Origin of the sequence: Streptomyces sp. CA-250714 (genome assembly GCF_050936705.1) — a bacterium.
Classification (GTDB): domain Bacteria; phylum Actinomycetota; class Actinomycetes; order Streptomycetales; family Streptomycetaceae; genus Streptomyces.
The window spans coordinates 281,060-297,546 of the sequence record NZ_JBNJMI010000002.1 but is presented as its reverse complement, the minus strand read 5'-3'; the positions used below and the strand labels follow the sequence as shown (position 1 = coordinate 297,546).

General features: G+C 70.2%; 13 protein-coding genes. 7 read left to right on the top strand and 6 right to left on the bottom strand.

The window, feature by feature from the left end:
* Window positions 1–75 precede the first annotated feature (75 nt).
* On the top strand, window positions 76–333 hold the full coding sequence (locus ACQEU8_RS20130; RefSeq protein ID WP_433102988.1) for a hypothetical protein: 258 nt from the start codon (window positions 76–78) through the stop codon (window positions 331–333).
* A gap of 138 nt (window positions 334–471) precedes the next feature.
* Here ACQEU8_RS20130 and phzG read toward each other — a convergent pair whose 3' ends face one another.
* The 5 genes from phzG to ACQEU8_RS20105 all read right to left on the bottom strand — a co-directional run bounded on the left by phzG (window position 472) and on the right by ACQEU8_RS20105 (window position 5,395).
* Window positions 472–1,116 carry a phenazine biosynthesis FMN-dependent oxidase PhzG gene (phzG, locus tag ACQEU8_RS20125; protein WP_433102986.1) on the bottom strand — a complete coding sequence of 215 codons (645 nt, stop codon included), beginning with the start codon at window positions 1,114–1,116 and terminating at the stop codon, window positions 472–474.
* Between the two features lie 72 nt (window positions 1,117–1,188).
* Window positions 1,189–2,067: a PhzF family phenazine biosynthesis protein gene (locus ACQEU8_RS20120; protein WP_433102984.1), complete on the bottom strand. Its 879-nt coding sequence runs from the start codon at window positions 2,065–2,067 to the stop codon at window positions 1,189–1,191.
* A gap of 76 nt (window positions 2,068–2,143) precedes the next feature.
* Window positions 2,144–4,132 (bottom strand): anthranilate synthase family protein, encoded by a 1,989-nt coding sequence (locus ACQEU8_RS20115; RefSeq protein ID WP_433108594.1) that lies wholly within the window; start codon window positions 4,130–4,132, stop codon window positions 2,144–2,146.
* A gap of 8 nt (window positions 4,133–4,140) precedes the next feature.
* Window positions 4,141–4,776, bottom strand: a complete 636-nt coding sequence (locus ACQEU8_RS20110; RefSeq protein WP_433102982.1) for an isochorismatase family protein — start codon at window positions 4,774–4,776, stop codon at window positions 4,141–4,143.
* Between the two features lie 115 nt (window positions 4,777–4,891).
* Complete coding sequence (locus tag ACQEU8_RS20105; RefSeq protein WP_433102980.1) at window positions 4,892–5,395, bottom strand: PhzA/PhzB family protein; 504 nt, start codon at window positions 5,393–5,395, stop codon at window positions 4,892–4,894.
* Window positions 5,396–5,713: 318 nt separating this feature from the next.
* On the opposite strand from ACQEU8_RS20105, the gene ACQEU8_RS20100 reads away from it, so the two are divergent.
* From ACQEU8_RS20100 to ACQEU8_RS20090, 3 genes are all read left to right on the top strand, one after another.
* Window positions 5,714–6,790 (top strand): methyltransferase, encoded by a 1,077-nt coding sequence (locus ACQEU8_RS20100; RefSeq protein WP_433102978.1) that lies wholly within the window; start codon window positions 5,714–5,716, stop codon window positions 6,788–6,790.
* Window positions 6,787–7,638 carry a class I SAM-dependent methyltransferase gene (locus ACQEU8_RS20095; protein ID WP_433102976.1) on the top strand — a complete coding sequence of 284 codons (852 nt, stop codon included), beginning with the start codon at window positions 6,787–6,789 and terminating at the stop codon, window positions 7,636–7,638. The genes ACQEU8_RS20100 and ACQEU8_RS20095 overlap by 4 nt, the downstream gene beginning before the upstream one ends.
* Before the next feature lie 272 nt (window positions 7,639–7,910).
* Window positions 7,911–9,635, top strand: coding sequence for a hypothetical protein (locus ACQEU8_RS20090; protein WP_433102974.1), 1,725 nt, complete (start codon window positions 7,911–7,913; stop codon window positions 9,633–9,635).
* Between the two features lie 51 nt (window positions 9,636–9,686).
* Here ACQEU8_RS20090 and proS read toward each other — a convergent pair whose 3' ends face one another.
* On the bottom strand, window positions 9,687–11,099 hold the full coding sequence (gene proS / locus ACQEU8_RS20085) for a proline--tRNA ligase (RefSeq protein WP_433102972.1): 1,413 nt from the start codon (window positions 11,097–11,099) through the stop codon (window positions 9,687–9,689).
* Window positions 11,100–11,296: 197 nt separating this feature from the next.
* Here proS and ACQEU8_RS20080 point away from each other — a divergent pair, with 197 nt between their 5' ends.
* The 3 genes from ACQEU8_RS20080 (at window position 11,297) to ACQEU8_RS20070 (ending at window position 16,366) form a co-directional block, all read left to right on the top strand.
* Entirely contained in the window at window positions 11,297–11,731 is a 435-nt protein-coding gene (locus tag ACQEU8_RS20080) for a hypothetical protein (RefSeq protein WP_433102970.1), read from the top strand.
* A gap of 94 nt (window positions 11,732–11,825) precedes the next feature.
* Window positions 11,826–12,692, top strand: coding sequence for a DUF4132 domain-containing protein (locus ACQEU8_RS20075; RefSeq protein WP_433102968.1), 867 nt, complete (start codon window positions 11,826–11,828; stop codon window positions 12,690–12,692).
* Window positions 12,689–16,366, top strand: coding sequence for a hypothetical protein (locus tag ACQEU8_RS20070; RefSeq protein ID WP_433102966.1), 3,678 nt, complete (start codon window positions 12,689–12,691; stop codon window positions 16,364–16,366). The genes ACQEU8_RS20075 and ACQEU8_RS20070 overlap by 4 nt, the downstream gene beginning before the upstream one ends.
* Window positions 16,367–16,487 lie beyond the last annotated feature (121 nt).

Here is a 16,487-nt window from a genome sequence, read left to right as displayed (position 1 = left end):
TTGCCGGGCACGAGAGATCAGGGAAGCACGGTGCAGGGCCCGAGCGGGCCCGTCACCTGCTCTTCGGAGGTCCTCATGAACGACCGCACTCTCGTCGGCCGGCGCTCTCGTCTCCGTGCCGGGCTGCTCGGCGTCGCCGCTGTGGCGGCCACGTTGGCCGCATCGCCCGCACAGGCGGATGACACCGCCGACGCCGCCAACCTGTTGCCTGTCATCTGCCCGACGGTGCAGGACGTCGATGTCCTCATGATGAAATCCCTGAAGGACTGGCGGACCGACCAGTGCCACGACAAGAGCGACAACGACACCCGGAACCGCACCTCGTTCTCGTGATTCTGCCGCCCGACGACGACCGCTCTTCGGCTGCCGACTGCCGGCTGCCGACCGCCGGTTGACCTGGTCCCGGGCGCGGGCGCACCCGCCGTCATCGGCCGCGAATCCGCGCCCGCACGGTGGTGGCGCCGAGGCGTGTCACGGCTGCAGGCGAACTGCGGTCCAGCCTTCCGCCGTGCGGTCGTAGCGCAGGCGTTCGTGCAGGCGGGAGGTGCCGTTCGCCCAGAACTCCACGGAATCGGGGACGAGTTCGAGGCCGATATAGGCGGCCGGGCGCGGCTGCGGGCCCTGCTCGCCGATCGTCTCGGCGCGGGCCCGTAGCCGCGCCACGTGTGCCAGGTCGTCCAGCGGCTCACTCTGGCGGGAGGAGACGGTCATGGCGTGGGTGAAGACGGGGCGGGCGGCCCACAGCGCATCCGACTCGGTGTCGGACAGCCGGCGGACGGGGCCGCTCAGACTGATCTGCTGACCGGTCTCGCGCCAGTACAGCAGGCCGGAGGCCCAGGGGTTGGCGCGGAGTTCGCGGCCCTTGCGGCTGCCGTCGTGGGTGGCGATGACGATGCCGTTCCCGGTGACCCGGTTCAGGACGACGGTCCGCAGCGAGGCGCGGCCCTCGGCGTCGGCGGTGGCGAGAGCCAGTGCCCGCGGTTCGCGTACGCCGTGCGCCTCCGCCGATTCCAGCCAGCGGCGCAGCAGCCCCAGTGGTTCGGCGGGCGGCGAGACATACTCGGGAAAGGTGACGTCGATCGCCGCGGTCAGGGTCTCCGACCTGCCAGTGTCCATACCGTCCTTCTTCCGTGTCATGCGGTGCGGTCGTCGCGTTCCGTGTCATGCCGTGCGGCCGTCGAGCGGAGGTCATACGTGCAGGCTGCCCTCCGCCACCAGCACCCCGGCCCCGCCCACTTCCACCGCCGCGACGGAATCCGCGGCCCCCTCGGTCCGGGCGAGCATCAGCGAGGGACGGCCCATTTCGACGCCCTGGGTGACTCGGACCTGTCGGCCGTACGGGGCGAGGCCGTGCCGGGCGAGGTGGACGGCCAACGGGCCGGCGGCGGATCCGGTGGCGGCGTCCTCGGTGACGCCGTAAGCGGGGGAGAACATCCGGGTGCGCCAGCAGCTCCCGCTTTCCTGGCCCGGTGGGACGTGGCTGTCGTCGGCGTCGAGGTCCGGGGCGAAGCAGTTGGTGGCCAGGTCCTCGAAGTCGGCCAGCGCGCGGTGGTCGGGACGGAGGGCGGACAGCGCGCTGACGTTCTCCAGGCCGACGAATACGTGGCGGGGACCGTTGCGGTAGATCTCCACGGGCAGCGTGGACTTCTCCAGGCCGAGCGCGGCCAGTAGTTCCGCCGCGCGCTCGAATGGGCGCCAGGTGGGGACCGGCTGACGCATGCGGGCGGCGACCACCCGGCCCCGCTCCCTGACGAGGTCGAACGGGACGACGCCCATGGCCGTCTCCAGACGCAAGCGGTCAGCCGAACCGCGTGCGCCCAGGGCGATGGCGGTGCCCAGCAACGGGTGCCCGGCGAAGGGCAACTCGTTGACCGGGGTGAAGATGCGGATCCTGGCGTCGCCGCCTTGCCGGGGCCGCAGAACGAAGGTGGACTCCGACAGGTTCATCTCCCGGGCGATGCGCTGCATCGTGCGGGGGGACAGGTCGTCGCTGTCGAAGAACACTGCCACGGGGTTGCCGAACAGCGGCTCGTGGGCGAACGCGTCCACGACTACGTACGCGTGCATCGGGGGCCTCCAAGCGGGTGGGTGGAACGGGCCGGTGCTTTCACCGGACCGGCCGCGGTCGGGCTCGGGACAGGTGTCACCGTCCCAGTGCGGTCCGCAGGGCCTGGCCGACGATGCGCGGGCCGTCCTGGGTGAGGACCGACTCGGCGTGGAACTGCATCGACGCGAAATGCGGTCCGCGCAGCGCGTGGATCTCGTGCGTCTTCGGGTCCCGCGCCGCCTCCACCACGCCGACGCCGTCGACATCTGTCTTGTCGTGCCGGGCGTGGGCGGCGAACGTGTTGTAGAAGCCGACACGTTCACGGACGCCGAACAGGTCGATCTCCCGCTGCACACCCTGGTTGGGGGCATCCCGGCGGAACAGCGGGAATCCGAGCCGCCGGCTGAGCGCCTGATGGCTCAGGCAGACGGCGACAAGCGGACGCTGCCGCTCCAGCAAGGTGCCGATCGCGGAATGGAGACGGGCCATCCTGGGGCAGGTCAGGTCGCGGGGGTCGCCGGGGCCAGGCCCCATCACGACCATGTCGGAGGCGTCGAAGTCGACCTCCTCGTCGTACCGGCGGAGCGTCACGCACAGGCCGAGAGAGCGCAGCTGGAGGGCGATCATCGCCGTGAAGGTGTCCTCCATGTCGACGACCAGGACGCTGCGACCGACCAGATCGGCAGCGCCGGCAAAACCGGGGCCGCTGGCAACGCCGGGAGTGCCGCCGGGGCTCGTCAAGTCCGGTCGGGGCGCCGGTGCCCGCGTCGGCGCCGGCTCGTGCAGCCAGAAATCCGCGAGCGGCTCGTTGCGCCGGGCCAGCGCGCCGCGGACGCTGGGGTGCGCGGCGAAGGAGCGGGAATGGCCGGACTCCAGCGCTGCGATCAGCCCTGCTGCCTTGGCGCGGGTCTCGGCGGCCTCGGACGCCGGGTCCGAATGGCGTACGAGGGTGGCGCCGACGCCGATGCGGACCTCCCCGCCGGCGTCGATGTCGGCGGTCCGGATGAGGATCGCGGAGTCCAGCGTCCTGCCGCCGCGCGCGTCCCGGCCGATGAGGGCCGCGACACCGCTGTAGTAGCCGCGGCCCTGCTGCTCGTACCGGGAGATGATCCGGGCTGCGCTCTCCAGGGGACTCCCGGTCACGGTCGGCGCGAACAGCGTTTCGCGCAGGATCTCGCGGACGTCCCGTCCGGTGCGCCCCTCGATGAAGTACTCGGTGTGCGCCAGCCGGGCCATCTCCTTCAGATACGGCCCGGCCAGCCGGCCGCCGCCCTCGCAGACCCGCGCCATCATCTTCAGCTCTTCGTCCACGACCATGTACAGCTCCTCGGCCTCCTTGCGGTCGGCCAGGAAGTCCAGGACACCGTCGAGTTCGGGGCCGGTGGGCGGATAGCGGTAGGTGCCGCTGATCGGGTTCATCACCGCTGTGCCGTCCCGCAGGCTGATGTGCCGCTCGGGGCTGGAGCCCACCAGCGTGCGCTCCCCGGTGTGCACGAGGAACGTCCAGTAGGCCCCCGACTCGCTCTCCAGGAGACGCCGGAAGAACGCGAGGGCGCGGTCGGTGGAGTAGTCGCTGATGTCGGCGACGAAGTCGCGCTTGATGACGAAGTTGGCACCCTCCCCGCGGCCGATCACCTCGCTGACGACCCGGCGCACGGTGTGCGCGTACTCGGCGTCGTCCGGGACGAAGCGCCGGTTCACCAGCGTGGTCGCCGCGCGCGGCAGCCGCGGCAGCGCCTCGGCGAGAGGCAGGGTCTCCTGGTCCGTGACCGTCAGCGCGACCAGCGGTGTGGCGTCGTCGACGCAGGCGTAGCCGCGTTCGGTGAGCTGGCGGTAGGGGATGAGGACGAGAGTCTCGTGCCGGTGCCCCGCACCTTCGGCAGCGCCGGCGGATGCGGAGCCTTCCGGCCACCCCGGTGCCCCCGCGCTCTCCGCATCCGAGGGCGCCGGGAGCGGTATCCGCGCCAGCGTCGGCGGAGTGGAGACCGGTCCGACGAGAACGTCCAGGCGGTCGGGGCCGGTGGGGGAGGCGCGGTGGAGGAGGGCGAACGGCGTGGACGGATCGCTGAGCACCCGCTCCAGCATCCGCCCGCTCACCGCGCGACCTCCGCGAGCAACTGTTCCGCCGAGACGACCATGGCGCAGCGCTCCGCCGCGTACGTGAGGGCCATCCGGTGGCGGTCCTGCGAGAAGTCGGCGACGGCATCGGCGACCAGAAACGTCCGGATGTCGTTCGCGTACGCCTCCAACGCGGTCGCCAGCACCCCCACATGCGCGTACACGCCGCACAGAATGAGCTGGTCACGGCCCGTCTCGCGCATACGCCGCAGCAGGGGCGAGCGGAAGAAGGCGCTGTAGCGCCATTTGGTGAGCAGCCAGTCGCCCTCGGCGGGTGCCAGTTCGGCGGCCACCTGCCGGTCCTCGGCCGAGGCGCCCATCCCCGGCCCCCAGAAATCCATGAGCAGCCCGCGGTCCCGAGCGCTCATACCGCCGGGTTGGGTGGTGTAGGCGACGGGCACGCCGCGGGCGGCGCAGCGTTCGCGTAACCGCGTGAGGTTGCCGAGGAGCTCCGCGCGTACGGTGCCGGGGAACGGCGCCAGGAAGTACCGCTGCATGTCATGGATGAGCAGTACCGCCTGGTTCGGGTCCACAGCCCACTCGGCCGTGTTGGCCGGCAGCTCACCGGGGGAGGGAAGCGGGTAGGACTCGATGGGCGGGATGCCTGGCATAGGCGCTGGTGCCTTTCTGTCTTGCGGCCGTCTTGCGGCTGTCGCGCGGTGGAACTCACCGCGGCTGCCGGGCTGTCGCACCCGCCTGGCGTCGGCCACGGTGGGCTTGCGCTGGTCAGGTCGGAATGCCGTCTCGGCGGACCGTCGGCACCGGGATCCCGAGCGCGCGCAGCTGCTCGAACGGGTTCATGAACTCCCGGTTCTGCCGGATCTTCCCGTCCGCGTCGAAGCGGAACGAGTGGAGGAAGTGGTTCTCGTAGTAACCCTCGGGATACCCCGGGAAGTTGATCTTCCCGTGTCCGTCGCACTCGACCCAGAAGAAGCCCGGGTCCTGCGTCTCGAAGATCTGGATGTTGTACCACTCCCAGTCCGGGAAGCACTTCAGCGACCAGACCGCGTGCTCGGCCAGCCGCTCGCGGCCCTTGATCTCGATCGGGGCGCCCGTGTCGTTGGTCCACAGACCGCCGCTGCCGTCCTCGGCGAACAGCTCGTGCCGACGCAGCCGATTGGGCCCCTTGGTGTACTCCAGGTACTTCTCGACCGTGGCCCGGTTCGCGCGGCGCTGCTCGGCGGCGTCGGCGAAACCCTGCGCGACAGTACGGGCCGATACGTCGGCCATGGGAAGCCTCCTTGGACGGGAGAGTGCGGAAACCTGCTACGGAGCGGGCCGATCATCCACGAACGGCCTCGTCGGAGGCTCGACGTGGGCACGATGCACAGTCGACGCCGACTCGCAAGCCCCGCTTCGCCGTTCCTCATGCACTCCTCGACCACCGCGCGATCCGTACGCCGCAGCCTGAGGCCGCACCGCGCGACAGCCGTAGCGCCGGCTCCCGGCCGTCTGAGAGGCGACCCGAGAGGCGACACGACCTCGCGCGGCCGAGAGCCGTCACGACCTCGCGCGGGGAAGTACGCGCGACGAGAGGGGACCCAGCCGATGAGCAGCGCCGCCCGCCCCGACGACGCGACCACCCCCCTCGCCTCCGAGGACCCGGCCGGTCAGCTGCTGGAGCTGTCCTTCGGCTACCTCTACTCGGCCGCCCTCCACACCGCGGCCCGCCTGGGCATCGCCGACCACCTGGTGGACGGCCCGCGCACCGCGGAGGAACTCGGCCAGGCGGCGCAGGCACATGGCCCACATCTGCGGCGGCTGTTGCGCTTCCTCGCGACGAAGGGCGTCTTCCGGCAGGACGCGGCAGGCCGTTTCCATCTCACGCCGCTCGCCCAGCCGTTGCGTACGGGCGTCGAGGGATCCCTGCGCGACTACGTCATGATGCGCGGCGAGGACATCTTCTGGCTCTCGGCGGCTCGGCTGCCGGACGCGGTACGCACCGGTGGCACGGCCTTCGAGCAGCTCTACGGCGTCCCCTTCTACGACCACTTGGCGGCCCACCCCGAACTGGGCGCTGCGTTTCACTCCAGCATGGCGGCGTTCTCCCAGACGCTGAGCAACGAGGTCGCGGACGCCTACGACTTCTCCGCCGCGCGGAGCGTCGTCGACGTGGGCGGCGGACGCGGCGGACTGCTGAGGGCGATCCTGCAACGCAACCCACGCGTGACGGGCACGCTGTTCGATCTGGAGTCCGTGGTCGCCGGACACGTACTCGACACCCCCGAACTGGCCGGGCGCTGGCGGGTGGAGGCGGGTGACTTCTTCACCTCGGTTCCGGCGGGCGCGGATGTCTACCTGCTGAAACACGTGCTGGCCAGCTGGCCGGACGAGGAGTGCGTACGGATCCTGCGCAGCTGCGGCCGTGCGGCCCTCGCCGGTGGCCGGCTGCTGATCGTCAACGCGCTGATCCCGGAGGGGAACGAGCCGCACCCCGGCAAGACCCACGACATGCTGATGATGACCGTGCTCAACGGGAAGGCACGAACGCGCGCGGAGTACGAGGAACTGCTCGCGCTGGCAGGGCTGACCGTGTGTCAGGTGCGGACCCTCTCCGCGCACGCGTCGATCATCGAGGCGGTGGTCGGCGACGGCCGCAACTCGCGGCCGGAAAGGGCGTCATGACCGAAACCATGGACGCGGTGGGGCGCACGGCGCTGCTGACCGCGGCGATGCGGGCACTGGAGAGCCGCCGACCGGACCGGCTCTATGTGGATCCGTACGCACAGGACCTGTGCGGCGACGACGGACCGAAACTGCTGGACGAGGTGTGGGGAGCGACCTTCCCGCCGCACCGACGACGCGCCATGCCCAACACTCTCGACGTCAACGCCATCCGCACCCGCTTCTTCGACGACCTGCTCCAGCGCACCTCCCAGCAGTTCACCCAGATCGTGTCCGCGGCGTCGGGGATGGACTCCCGGCCCTACCGGCTCGAATGGCCGCCGAACGTACGCTACTTCGAGCTCGACCGCGCGTCCGTACTGGACTACAAACGGGACCGGCTCGCCGGGACGCGCCCCCGGGTGGCGCACCAGATGATCGCCGCGGACCTGACCGCCCCGGGCTGGGAGCGCCGCCTGGGAGAGGCGGGGTACGACGCGAAAGCGCCCTCCGTGTGGCTCCTGGAAGGCGTGCTTCCGTACCTGCGCGAGCAGGATGTGCACCGGCTGCTTCAACGCATCCGCACCATCAGCGCTGTCGGCAGTCTGGTGGCGGGGGATCTGGTCAACTCCGAAGCGCTGACCTTGGCCCATGCACGCGGTCAGCTGGACGTCTTCGCCCGGTGGGGGTGCCCCTGGCGGTTCGGCACGGACGAGCCGGAGGCCCTCTTCGACCGGCACCGCTTCACTGCGGAGGTCGTTCAGCCGGGCGACCCGAGTGCCCATTACGGCCGGTGGAAGGACCCCGTTCCCCCTCGGGGTGTCCCCGGCGTCCGCCGGATCTTCCTCGTCTGCGCTGAGCGGCGCTGAGGCCGCACTGGGGCTGTGCCCTGTGCGAGGGCGCACTGTGCCGTGCCTTCTGCGAGGGCGCGGGAGCGGGAGAGGGAGCGGTCGACGAAGAAGGTCAACTTGGCACTCTCTGCTAAGGCGTCACGCAGGTTTTCCGGCAAGGATTGCGCCATGGGACGGCGGGCCCTCAAGGCCGTATGGGAGCCATACGGCCGGGGGAATCGCCGGCATGGGGACAAGGAGGCCGAGCAGCTTGCTCGCGAGGCTGCCGCAGTCGGCACCGGAGGACACCGATGGGACAGTTTCAAGGCTTTGACCCGGCGAAGGTGCGGGAGCTGGCCGGACATCTGGAATCGGTGGCGGGCTCCATCGTGCCGATGCACCGTCGGCTCACCCAGATCCTGGAGGCAGCGGCCACCGATGTGGCGCCGCAGAAGGTGAGCACCAGCCCGGAAATCGAGCCGCTGCTGAACGCCGGGTACACATCGAGCGGGGTGCCGGAGCCCATGCCGGCCATCTCGCGCATGGGCGGCTATCCGACGCAGTACCTGCCGGGGCCCAGGACACAGTCCGAGGCGCTCGCGGCCGGACCGCTGCCCGGTTCCGTCGATCCGTTCCTCAGGCAGACAGCGGCCGACATCCGGGCCCGGTGCGATCGGCTGGAGCAGGTCCGGCAGGCGGCCCCGCCCTCCGCCAGACTCGATGCGGGCGCCCTGCTCGACGCCTTCGCCGATCTCAACGCCGTCCCGAAGCCGAACGCCGGCGAGCAGGCGATCGCAAAGTGGTGGGCCGGTCTGACTCCCGGGCAGCGGAATCAGTATCTGTACCTCAAACCGGAGGCGTTGCAGACCCTCAAGGGCCTGCCGGCGGATGTGCTGAAACAGGCGGCGCAGCTGGCCTACTTCAAAGTGGTGCCCTACAAGACCTCCAGCCACGAGAGCACGGGCGGCACCAAACTCTCGCTCGGAATCCTCGAGATCGGTGAAGGCTTCGCCCTGCGCACCGAGCAGATGAGCGACGGCACCTTCCGCGTCACCATGATCAACAATGGCCAGGGCGGGATCAAGGTCAAGACCGACGAGATGACGCTGGGCGGCGGGGCCAAGTTCGAGCTCGGCGACACCTGGGTGTTCAAGAGCAAGGCGGACGCCGAGAAACTGCAGAAGGACCTCCAAGAGGCGTTCTATCTGCACAGGCAGCTGAACGGCACCAACATCTTCGGCGTCATCGAGGCCAAGATGCGATTTCCCGGAGTACTGGAGCGGATCGGTCAGCCGCAGATCAAAATCACCACGAAAGGTGTGGAGGCGAACGCCGAGCTGGGCGCGGGAGCCGGGACCAGCGGCATCAAGTTCAGCAGCAACTTCTCCACCATCACCAGCACCACCGATCCCCAACGGCCCACGGTGACGGAGAGCCGAGACTTCGTCGTGGACGGCTCACTTGCCCTCGGCGACAAGGTGAAGGTCGAACACGGCAGGGTCGTCAACGGCACCATCCAGGTCGTCCGGGACAAGAACAACCCGGACCCCAACACCAACATCACCACCGTCCGGCTCATCCAGACGGTGGAGAAGACGACCAGCGGAGCCTTCAGCGGTGAGCTCGACGGCAAGGGCGCAGGTGTCTCCGGCTCCGTCAAGGGCGGACCCACCAGCGCCCATGTGGTGACGGTCAACGTACCGATCGGCGCGGCCCCCGAGGAGCAGGCCGCCGCCCGGAAGTGGCTCAAGACGCCGCCCACCACAGCCCTGGTCAACCCCGGCGTCCCGGCCGACCCGCCCGCTCCCGACGCGGACCTCTTCGCCAAACTGGCCCACAGCCGCGCCCAGGTCAGCGATGTCTCCTACAAGGGCAGCGCGGGTGAGCTGAAACTGGGGGCGAAATTCACGGTCAACGGCATCCCCATCGGCTTCGAGACCTCAGCGGGAGACAAAGGCGACCGCGTCATCGGCCAGCGGTACCTCAGCGCCCCCGATCCCGAGACCGGCAAACGGAAGTTCGTACCCATCAACTGAGTGCCCGGTGGCGGACCGGGATGTGCGCGGCCGGTCCAGGTCAGCTCCGCGTCAGTACGCGCGCGCCACGACAGCGATGTTGCCCGGCTGATCGTCGCTCTCCGGGATCGAGCCGTCCGCGGCAACGAGGCACCGCACGGACACACCCTGCTCGGCGAGCCGCGCTTCGCCCCCCGGGCCCAGCGTGGCCCACGGGATGCGCGCCCAGCCGGTGCCCGCGGCCTCGATGGCCTCCGCGATCGTCGTCACCTCGGCGGTACGGTCCCTACGGCGCTCGCGGGACTGCGCCAGCAGCAGCGCCTGGTCGTCCGCCAGCAGCTTGGGCAGGATCTCGGGCAGTGCCTCGATCGCCGTCGGTTCCTTGCTTCCGGCAATACGGCGGACCAGTACGGCGGTGCCGTTCTCCAGGTCACGGGGCCCGACCTCGATCCGTACGGGGACGCCCTTGAGCTCCCAGTCCACCGCGCGCCGGCCGAACGGGGTGTCGGTGCGGTCGTCGACATGAACGCGGACGCCGGCCGCCTGCAGCCGGTGGCCGATCTCGCGGACCTTGGCCGGCACCGCATCGTCGTCCTTGACGGCGACCACCACCGCCTGAATCGGGGCAAGGCGCGGGGGAATACGGAGACCGTTGTCGTCCCCGTGCATCATCACCAGCGCGCCGACCATCCGTGTGGTGGAGCCCCAGGAGGTCTGCCAGACGTATTCCTGCCGACCGTCCTTCGACAAGTACCGCGTGCCGAAGGCCCTGGCGAAGTTCTGGCCGAGCTCATGGCTGGTGCCCAGTTGCAGGGCCTTGCCGTCGCCCATCATGCCTTCGAGGGTGAGCGTGTTGATCGCGCCGGCGAACCGCTCCCTCGCTGTCTTGCGGCCCGGAATGACGTCCATGGCGAGGATCTTCTCCATGAAGTCGCCGTACACGTTCCGGTGAATGTGCGCCGCGTAATCCCGGGCTTCCTCATACGTGGCGTGGGCGGTATGGCCCTCCTGCCACAGGAACTCCGTCGTCCGGAGGAACACCCGCGGGCGCAGCTCCCAACGCACCACGTTCGCCCACTGATTGATCAGCAAAGGCAGGTCGCGGTAGCTCTGCACCCACTTGGAGAAGTAGTCGTTGATGATCGTCTCGGAGGTGGGGCGGACGACGACGGGCTCTTCCAACTCCTTGCCGCCACCGTGTGTGACCACGGCGAGTTCGGGAGAGAAGCCTTCGACGTGCTCGGCCTCCTTCGTCAGATACGACTGCGGGATGAACAGCGGGAAGTACGCGTTGGAGGCGCCCGCGTCCTTGATCCTGGCGTCCATCTCCTGCTGCATCCGCTCCCACAGGCCGTACCCGTACGGTCGGATGACCATGGTGCCGCGAACCGGTCCGTTGTCGGCCAGTTCGGCCTTGCTGATCAGGTCCTGGTACCAGTGCGGGAAGTCGTCCGCCTGCGGCGTGAGAACGGGTGCCTTTGCCATGGCGCGCAGGGTAGGACTCGGGCCCACCCGTGCGCGAACGATTACTCGCCGTTTCGACTCGCGCTGCGCTGACCGGCGGCACGTACCGGTCCGATATTCGAGGTGCGCGGATCTGGCGGCCCTTGCAGACTGACCCCCGGTCACCAACCCGAACCAGGGCGGCGACCCGGCAAATGTCGCTCCGCATCGGAGGTTTTATGAACGTCGTCGGCGCCATGTACTTCGGCATCGTCACCCAGGAGGGCCCGGATTACCGCGCGAGGGTCGAGATTCCGGAGCGACCGCCCGTGGTCGTGGTCACTCGCGAGGACGGAGACCTGACGGACGAAGTCAGTGCGGCGCTCGCGGACGTCCTCGGTATCACCTCCGACGAGGTCGACGTGCACCTCTTCGGGCACAGCGGCGGCGACGGAACGCCGGTGTACGCCGGAGCCGCGGTGTTCAACGGAAGCGAGTGGCTCACCCAGTTCCCCGCCCAGGAGGACCTCCCCGTCGCGCTGTCGGTCCCGCCGTCGCCGACTTACGACTCCGCTGAGCACCAGGCCCGGAAAATGCTGGCTGACGCCGTCGGCCGCCCTGCCGATGACCTCGACATCGAATTCTTCGAGATAGTTCCGCACGAGTTCGCGTAGACGGCGGATCGACGGCGCTCCGCCCTACCGGTGGGCGGGCGGGAGGGCCGGGGCCCCGGGTCGGTTGTCAGTGGGTGTTGGCATAGTCACCCGCATGACGACTCCACTCGCGTGGGTTCCCGCGCTGCACGGCCATGAACTGGCGCTGGACGGGACGGACCTGAGATGCCGGAAGACCGATGGCCGGATGCCGGCGACCATTCCCGGTGCCGTACGGAGAAGTCCGGTCGGCGAGCAGTTCGCGGCGCTGCGGGAGCAGTTGGTCCGGCACGAGCAGGAGTGCCGGGACACCGTGGAGTCCTGGTTGCTGGGCGGGACGCCGGTTCCCGCCCGTCTCCTGGCGCGGGTGTGGCCGGATCCCGGCTGGCGGACCCGACTGCAGCATCTGGTGGTGCATGTCGATGGGCGGATCGGGCTGTTGGCGGAGGTGTCCGAGGACGGGCGGGTGCGCGTACGGGAGGCGGACGGTGCGCTGCGCGAGCCGCCGATCGGGTCGCCCGTCACGCTGGTGCATCCCGTCCTGCTGGACGATCTCGGACCGTGGCAGCGGCTACTGGAGGAGCACGGGGCCGCACAGGGGATCGACCAGTTGAGCCGTCCGGTTCACCGTCGACCGGAGGGGAGCGACCCCGAGGCCACCGGCATCGATGTGTCCGTGGACGAGAACACCGAGGGGACCGGAGGGTCCGCCCGGTGGCGCGCCGTCGAGAACGGCTTCGAAGTGCGCGGCGGATACGCCGTCTTGAGGGTGACCGAGCGCGGCTTCATGGTGGAGGCGCGCTGCTGGCTGGGGGACGACGAGGCGGGGGCGCCCGGAGCGGCCGGGCGGCTCCTGTGGGTCGATGAGGCGGAACGGCCGGTCCCGCTCGGCGAGGTGGGGCCGGTGGCCTGGTCGGAAGGCCGGCGGATGGCGGAGCTGATCTACGGCGGAGACGCTCCGCGGGAGGCCGAGGACCGATGACGCAGGACGCGTATACGAGCATCAGCGCGTACGCCGCCGAGGCGGCCACCGATATGGCGTCGGCGCTGACGGCGGGGCTGGCGCCGGTCGGCACGGCTGGCGGGGAGGAAGTCACCGCCCGTTGCTACAGCCACCCGTTGCTGGGCGCGCGGCCCGTGGTCCGGCTGACGGCGCGGACGGTCGCGCCCGTCGAGGACCGGCTGCTGGCGGACATCGGTTACTCCGCGCCGGACGTGGGCGAGGCCGTGGCCGCCGGACACCGCCCGGCGCTCCGCTATCCGGCCTGGGCGATGGTCCACGATCCGGCTCACGCCGAGGTCGCACTGTCCGCGGGCGTCGAGATGGCGCGGGCCGGGCGGCTGGTCGGCCCGCGGCCCGGTCCCGCGCTGGAGGAATTCCAGCGGATCGCGGCGACGCTGCCCGCCGACCATCTGCCGGTGTTCTGGGAAGAGGTCGGCCGGATGTTCGTCGCCGCCGGGCGCGACAAGCAGGGCGCGATGATGTTCGGCAGGGCCCGGGCCGCCGACCGGCACGCCAACCTCGGCCCCGATCCTGCCCGGCGGCGCGCGGTGTTCCTGGAGTTCGCGCTGGCCGGAGCCCTCTCGGCCAAGGACATCAAGGCGTACGTCGCAGAGCTGTCCCAGGAAGCCGACCCTGTGGAGGCGTACCGCGAGCTGCGGGAACTGGCCGTACGGCGGACGGGAGGCGGTCTCCCGCCATGGCCCGAGATGCTGAAGCAGACCGGCAAGCTCGCCAAGGCCGCCGGGTTGGATGTCGTCACCGAACACCGGCTGCTGCTGGAGAGCCTGGTGGACATGCCGGCTCTGTGGCGGGCGGCGGACACTTTCTGGACGGCGCAGCGCAAGCTGCTGGTGCCCGCGGTCGCGGCGTCAGCAACGTTGCGGAAGCGGCTGCTGTGGCAGCTGACCGAGGCGCCGCCCTCGGAGATGGACATCTGGTGGTGCAGCCTGCTCGAAGAGACCGGGGCGCTCGACCAACTCGCCGGTGACGCGGGGGAGTGGCTCTCCACGATGCTCGGCCGGTACGGCAGGGCATCCTCGCCCTCGGTTCCCGAGGAGTTGCTGCGGCTGCCGCTCCTGCTGGCCGACCGTATCCGGGAAGCGGGGACGCCGGTACGGTTCGACCCCGGCGCGCCCGAGGACTACTACAGCATCGACGCCGTCGCGCTGGTCAGCTGCCTGGACGCGGGGATCCCGGTGGCGGACCCCGGCCCCGGAGCAGTGCTGAGGAACTGGCAGGGGACTGCTCATGTCGATCTCCAGGCGCTGATCGACGACGAACGGTTCGGGCCGCTGCTCGTCCGCTCCGTTCCGCACGGAGGGGCGGAGTTCCGCGAGGTGTGGGCGGAGAAGGCCCTCAGACCCGTCCTCCGCGAAATCGTCGAGACCCACGTCCGGCGTGCACGGTCAGCCGGCCTGGCGGGTGCGACCCTCGCGCTCCGCTGGCTGGAGGAGAACACCCGCGCTGACATGCTGCGAGAGATGCCCGAACTGCCCGCGCGGATCGCGGAGCTCGACATGGTGACGCCGCTGACCCGTACGCTGCGCGCGGGCATCCTGGACGAGCTGGGCTGGCCCGCCCTGGACGAGGCCGCCGCCGAGCTCAAGGGCAAGGGCTTCTGGTGCAGGCCCAGTTGGCCGGCCCTGACCGTCCACGATCGCCGGAAAGCCATCGCGATCGGGCCCGGCGGCCGCATCGCGGAGCACCGGATGCGGGTGCCCGGCAACGCCGCCCAGTTCCACTACACACCCGAGGTCTACTTCTCCGACGGACAGTTCCTCGTCCTGCACTTCATCAACGGCAGACAGCAGCACTACTGGTCGGACGCGCCTGACGAGGTCTTCGCCGTACGGCCCGGGATGTGGGAGTCGCTCTACTACGAAGCGGCTCGGCCCGGCTACACGTTCATGGCGCCGAGCGGTCGGCGCTTCATGGGTCACCGGGTCCTCGACCCCCACGAGCAGCGGGTGGGCCCCAACGGCCATATGTTCCATGACGGCCGCGACTTCTGGTGGCACACCGAGGACGCGGGGGAGTCACAGGTGCGCCGCATCGACCTGGCCACCGGCGAACTCACCGAAGCCGGCCTGCCCGAGTTCTTCGACCCGTCCCTGCTCGGCAAGGACGAACAATGGGACTTCGGATCCTCGTCCCTGGCGCCACTGCCGTACGGGGTCAAGGAATCACCGCTGGGCAGCGACGGCACACATGTGGGCCTGCGGGTCTCCAAGGACAGGGTCACCGGACAAGTCCGCTACCACCGCGTCGACGGCGTCCACGGCACGCTCGACGGGGCGGGAATCACCGCCATCTGGGGTCTGCTCGACGTACCGGGTACCGAGAAGCGACTGGTGCTCAGCGGCGGTATCGGCCGCTACAACCCGGTACTCGCCCGCGACGCCGAAACGGGCGAGCTCTACTGGCAGGCGGAGCTCAAGAACGACGGCTGGGTGGACACCGAACCCGACCCGGTGGCCGCCGGGACGCGGCTCATACCGCCGCCCGCCTTCTGGCACCTCCTCAAACCGCGCGACCCCGCTGGCTCGCTAGCTCTGCGGCAGATCACCGAGGACACCGTACGGCGCCTGCTGAAGGCTGCGGCCACCTCGGAGGAAGCCCTGCGGACCGCCGTCGGCAAACTGCTGCCCGAAGTCGGCCATCGGCTCCTCGTACAGGGCGTCGTCGGATGCGTCCAGGCAACCACCGAGATGATCTCCCAGCGCGACCGGATACTGAACCGGCTGAAGCGGCCCCGCCGGGCACAGCTCAAAGTGTCGGAGGAAGACCTGGGCGGAGCGCTGGAGGGGCTGGTCAGCCGATACAACAGCCGCTACCGCGGTACGGCGACGCAGATCGAGCTCACCTCGGCGTTCTTCACCGGCACGGTCGACGCGGAAACGGCGATGGAGCGCTGGCTGGACAATGACAGCGCATTCGACTGGACCGAGCTCCCCGGACGGATCGGGGGCCTTGCGGTCCGTGCGGTCAGCGCCGTCACCAGTACCCCGCACCGCCGGGCACTGGCTCGCCTGCTGAGATTCTGGGCCCTCTCCCCGCTGGCCGAACCGGGCCTGCAGCGAGGCCTGTTGGTCAGCGAGCAGCGGGCGGCGCTGTCCGACGAGAACGGCGCACTGATGCCGTTGGACATCACCATGCTTCATGGCGACTGGGGCCGTTCCCATTCCCATGCCACGCGGAAGATCGCGGCCTTTCTGCAACGGGGGGCCGTGCCCCGCCCCGCGGGTCTGCTCGCCAGCCAACCGGTGCCCGAAGGCTGGGCCACACCCGAGCGGCTGCACCGGCTGGTCGACGAACTCAAGCGCAGCGGACCGGTCCCCTTCGATCCCACCGCGGCCGCCCGGCTCGCCGAAGCCACCGACCTCGACCGCGCCGCGGCGGCCCTGCTGATGGCGGGCCTGCCGCACATCACCGACCGGGGGCACAATTTCCTGCCGCCGGAGACCCGTAAGGCCCTTGGCCTGAAGGTGACCGAGGCCAGCGCGGCCCGCGACATGCTCCTGCGCGTACCGAATGCCGCCCGCCTGGAGCTCTACGACGCTGCCATGCCCGACGACCCTGCCCAGCTGTGGGACCAGGCCGCGATGGCGGAACGGCTGGCGACCGCATGGAAGGAGGTCGGGGCCCGGCACTGACCCGCCCGGTCACTGCCGGCCACCTGTCCCTGGGCTCCGCCACCCGCTCCTCCGCCACCCCGACCGGCGCCCCGCGGGCCGTGCGGTCATCCCCGCCCCTGCGGATAGCATCGGAGATCCG

Coding starts and splice junctions, on each gene's coding strand:
- proS (WP_433102972.1), bottom strand. CDS start 11,099: ATGGCAAAGGCACCCGTTCTCACGCCGCAGGCGGACGACTTCCCGCAC.
- ACQEU8_RS20080 (WP_433102970.1), top strand. CDS start 11,297: ATGAACGTCGTCGGCGCCATGTACTTCGGCATCGTCACCCAGGAGGGC.
- ACQEU8_RS20100 (WP_433102978.1), top strand. CDS start 5,714: ATGAGCAGCGCCGCCCGCCCCGACGACGCGACCACCCCCCTCGCCTCC.
- ACQEU8_RS20095 (WP_433102976.1), top strand. CDS start 6,787: ATGACCGAAACCATGGACGCGGTGGGGCGCACGGCGCTGCTGACCGCG.
- phzG (WP_433102986.1), bottom strand. CDS start 1,116: ATGGACACTGGCAGGTCGGAGACCCTGACCGCGGCGATCGACGTCACC.
- ACQEU8_RS20115 (WP_433108594.1), bottom strand. CDS start 4,132: ATGCTGGAGCGGGTGCTCAGCGATCCGTCCACGCCGTTCGCCCTCCTC.
- ACQEU8_RS20070 (WP_433102966.1), top strand. CDS start 12,689: ATGACGCAGGACGCGTATACGAGCATCAGCGCGTACGCCGCCGAGGCG.
- ACQEU8_RS20120 (WP_433102984.1), bottom strand. CDS start 2,067: ATGCACGCGTACGTAGTCGTGGACGCGTTCGCCCACGAGCCGCTGTTC.
- ACQEU8_RS20075 (WP_433102968.1), top strand. CDS start 11,826: ATGACGACTCCACTCGCGTGGGTTCCCGCGCTGCACGGCCATGAACTG.
- ACQEU8_RS20110 (WP_433102982.1), bottom strand. CDS start 4,776: ATGCCAGGCATCCCGCCCATCGAGTCCTACCCGCTTCCCTCCCCCGGT.
- ACQEU8_RS20090 (WP_433102974.1), top strand. CDS start 7,911: ATGGGACAGTTTCAAGGCTTTGACCCGGCGAAGGTGCGGGAGCTGGCC.
- ACQEU8_RS20105 (WP_433102980.1), bottom strand. CDS start 5,395: ATGGCCGACGTATCGGCCCGTACTGTCGCGCAGGGTTTCGCCGACGCC.
- ACQEU8_RS20130 (WP_433102988.1), top strand. CDS start 76: ATGAACGACCGCACTCTCGTCGGCCGGCGCTCTCGTCTCCGTGCCGGG.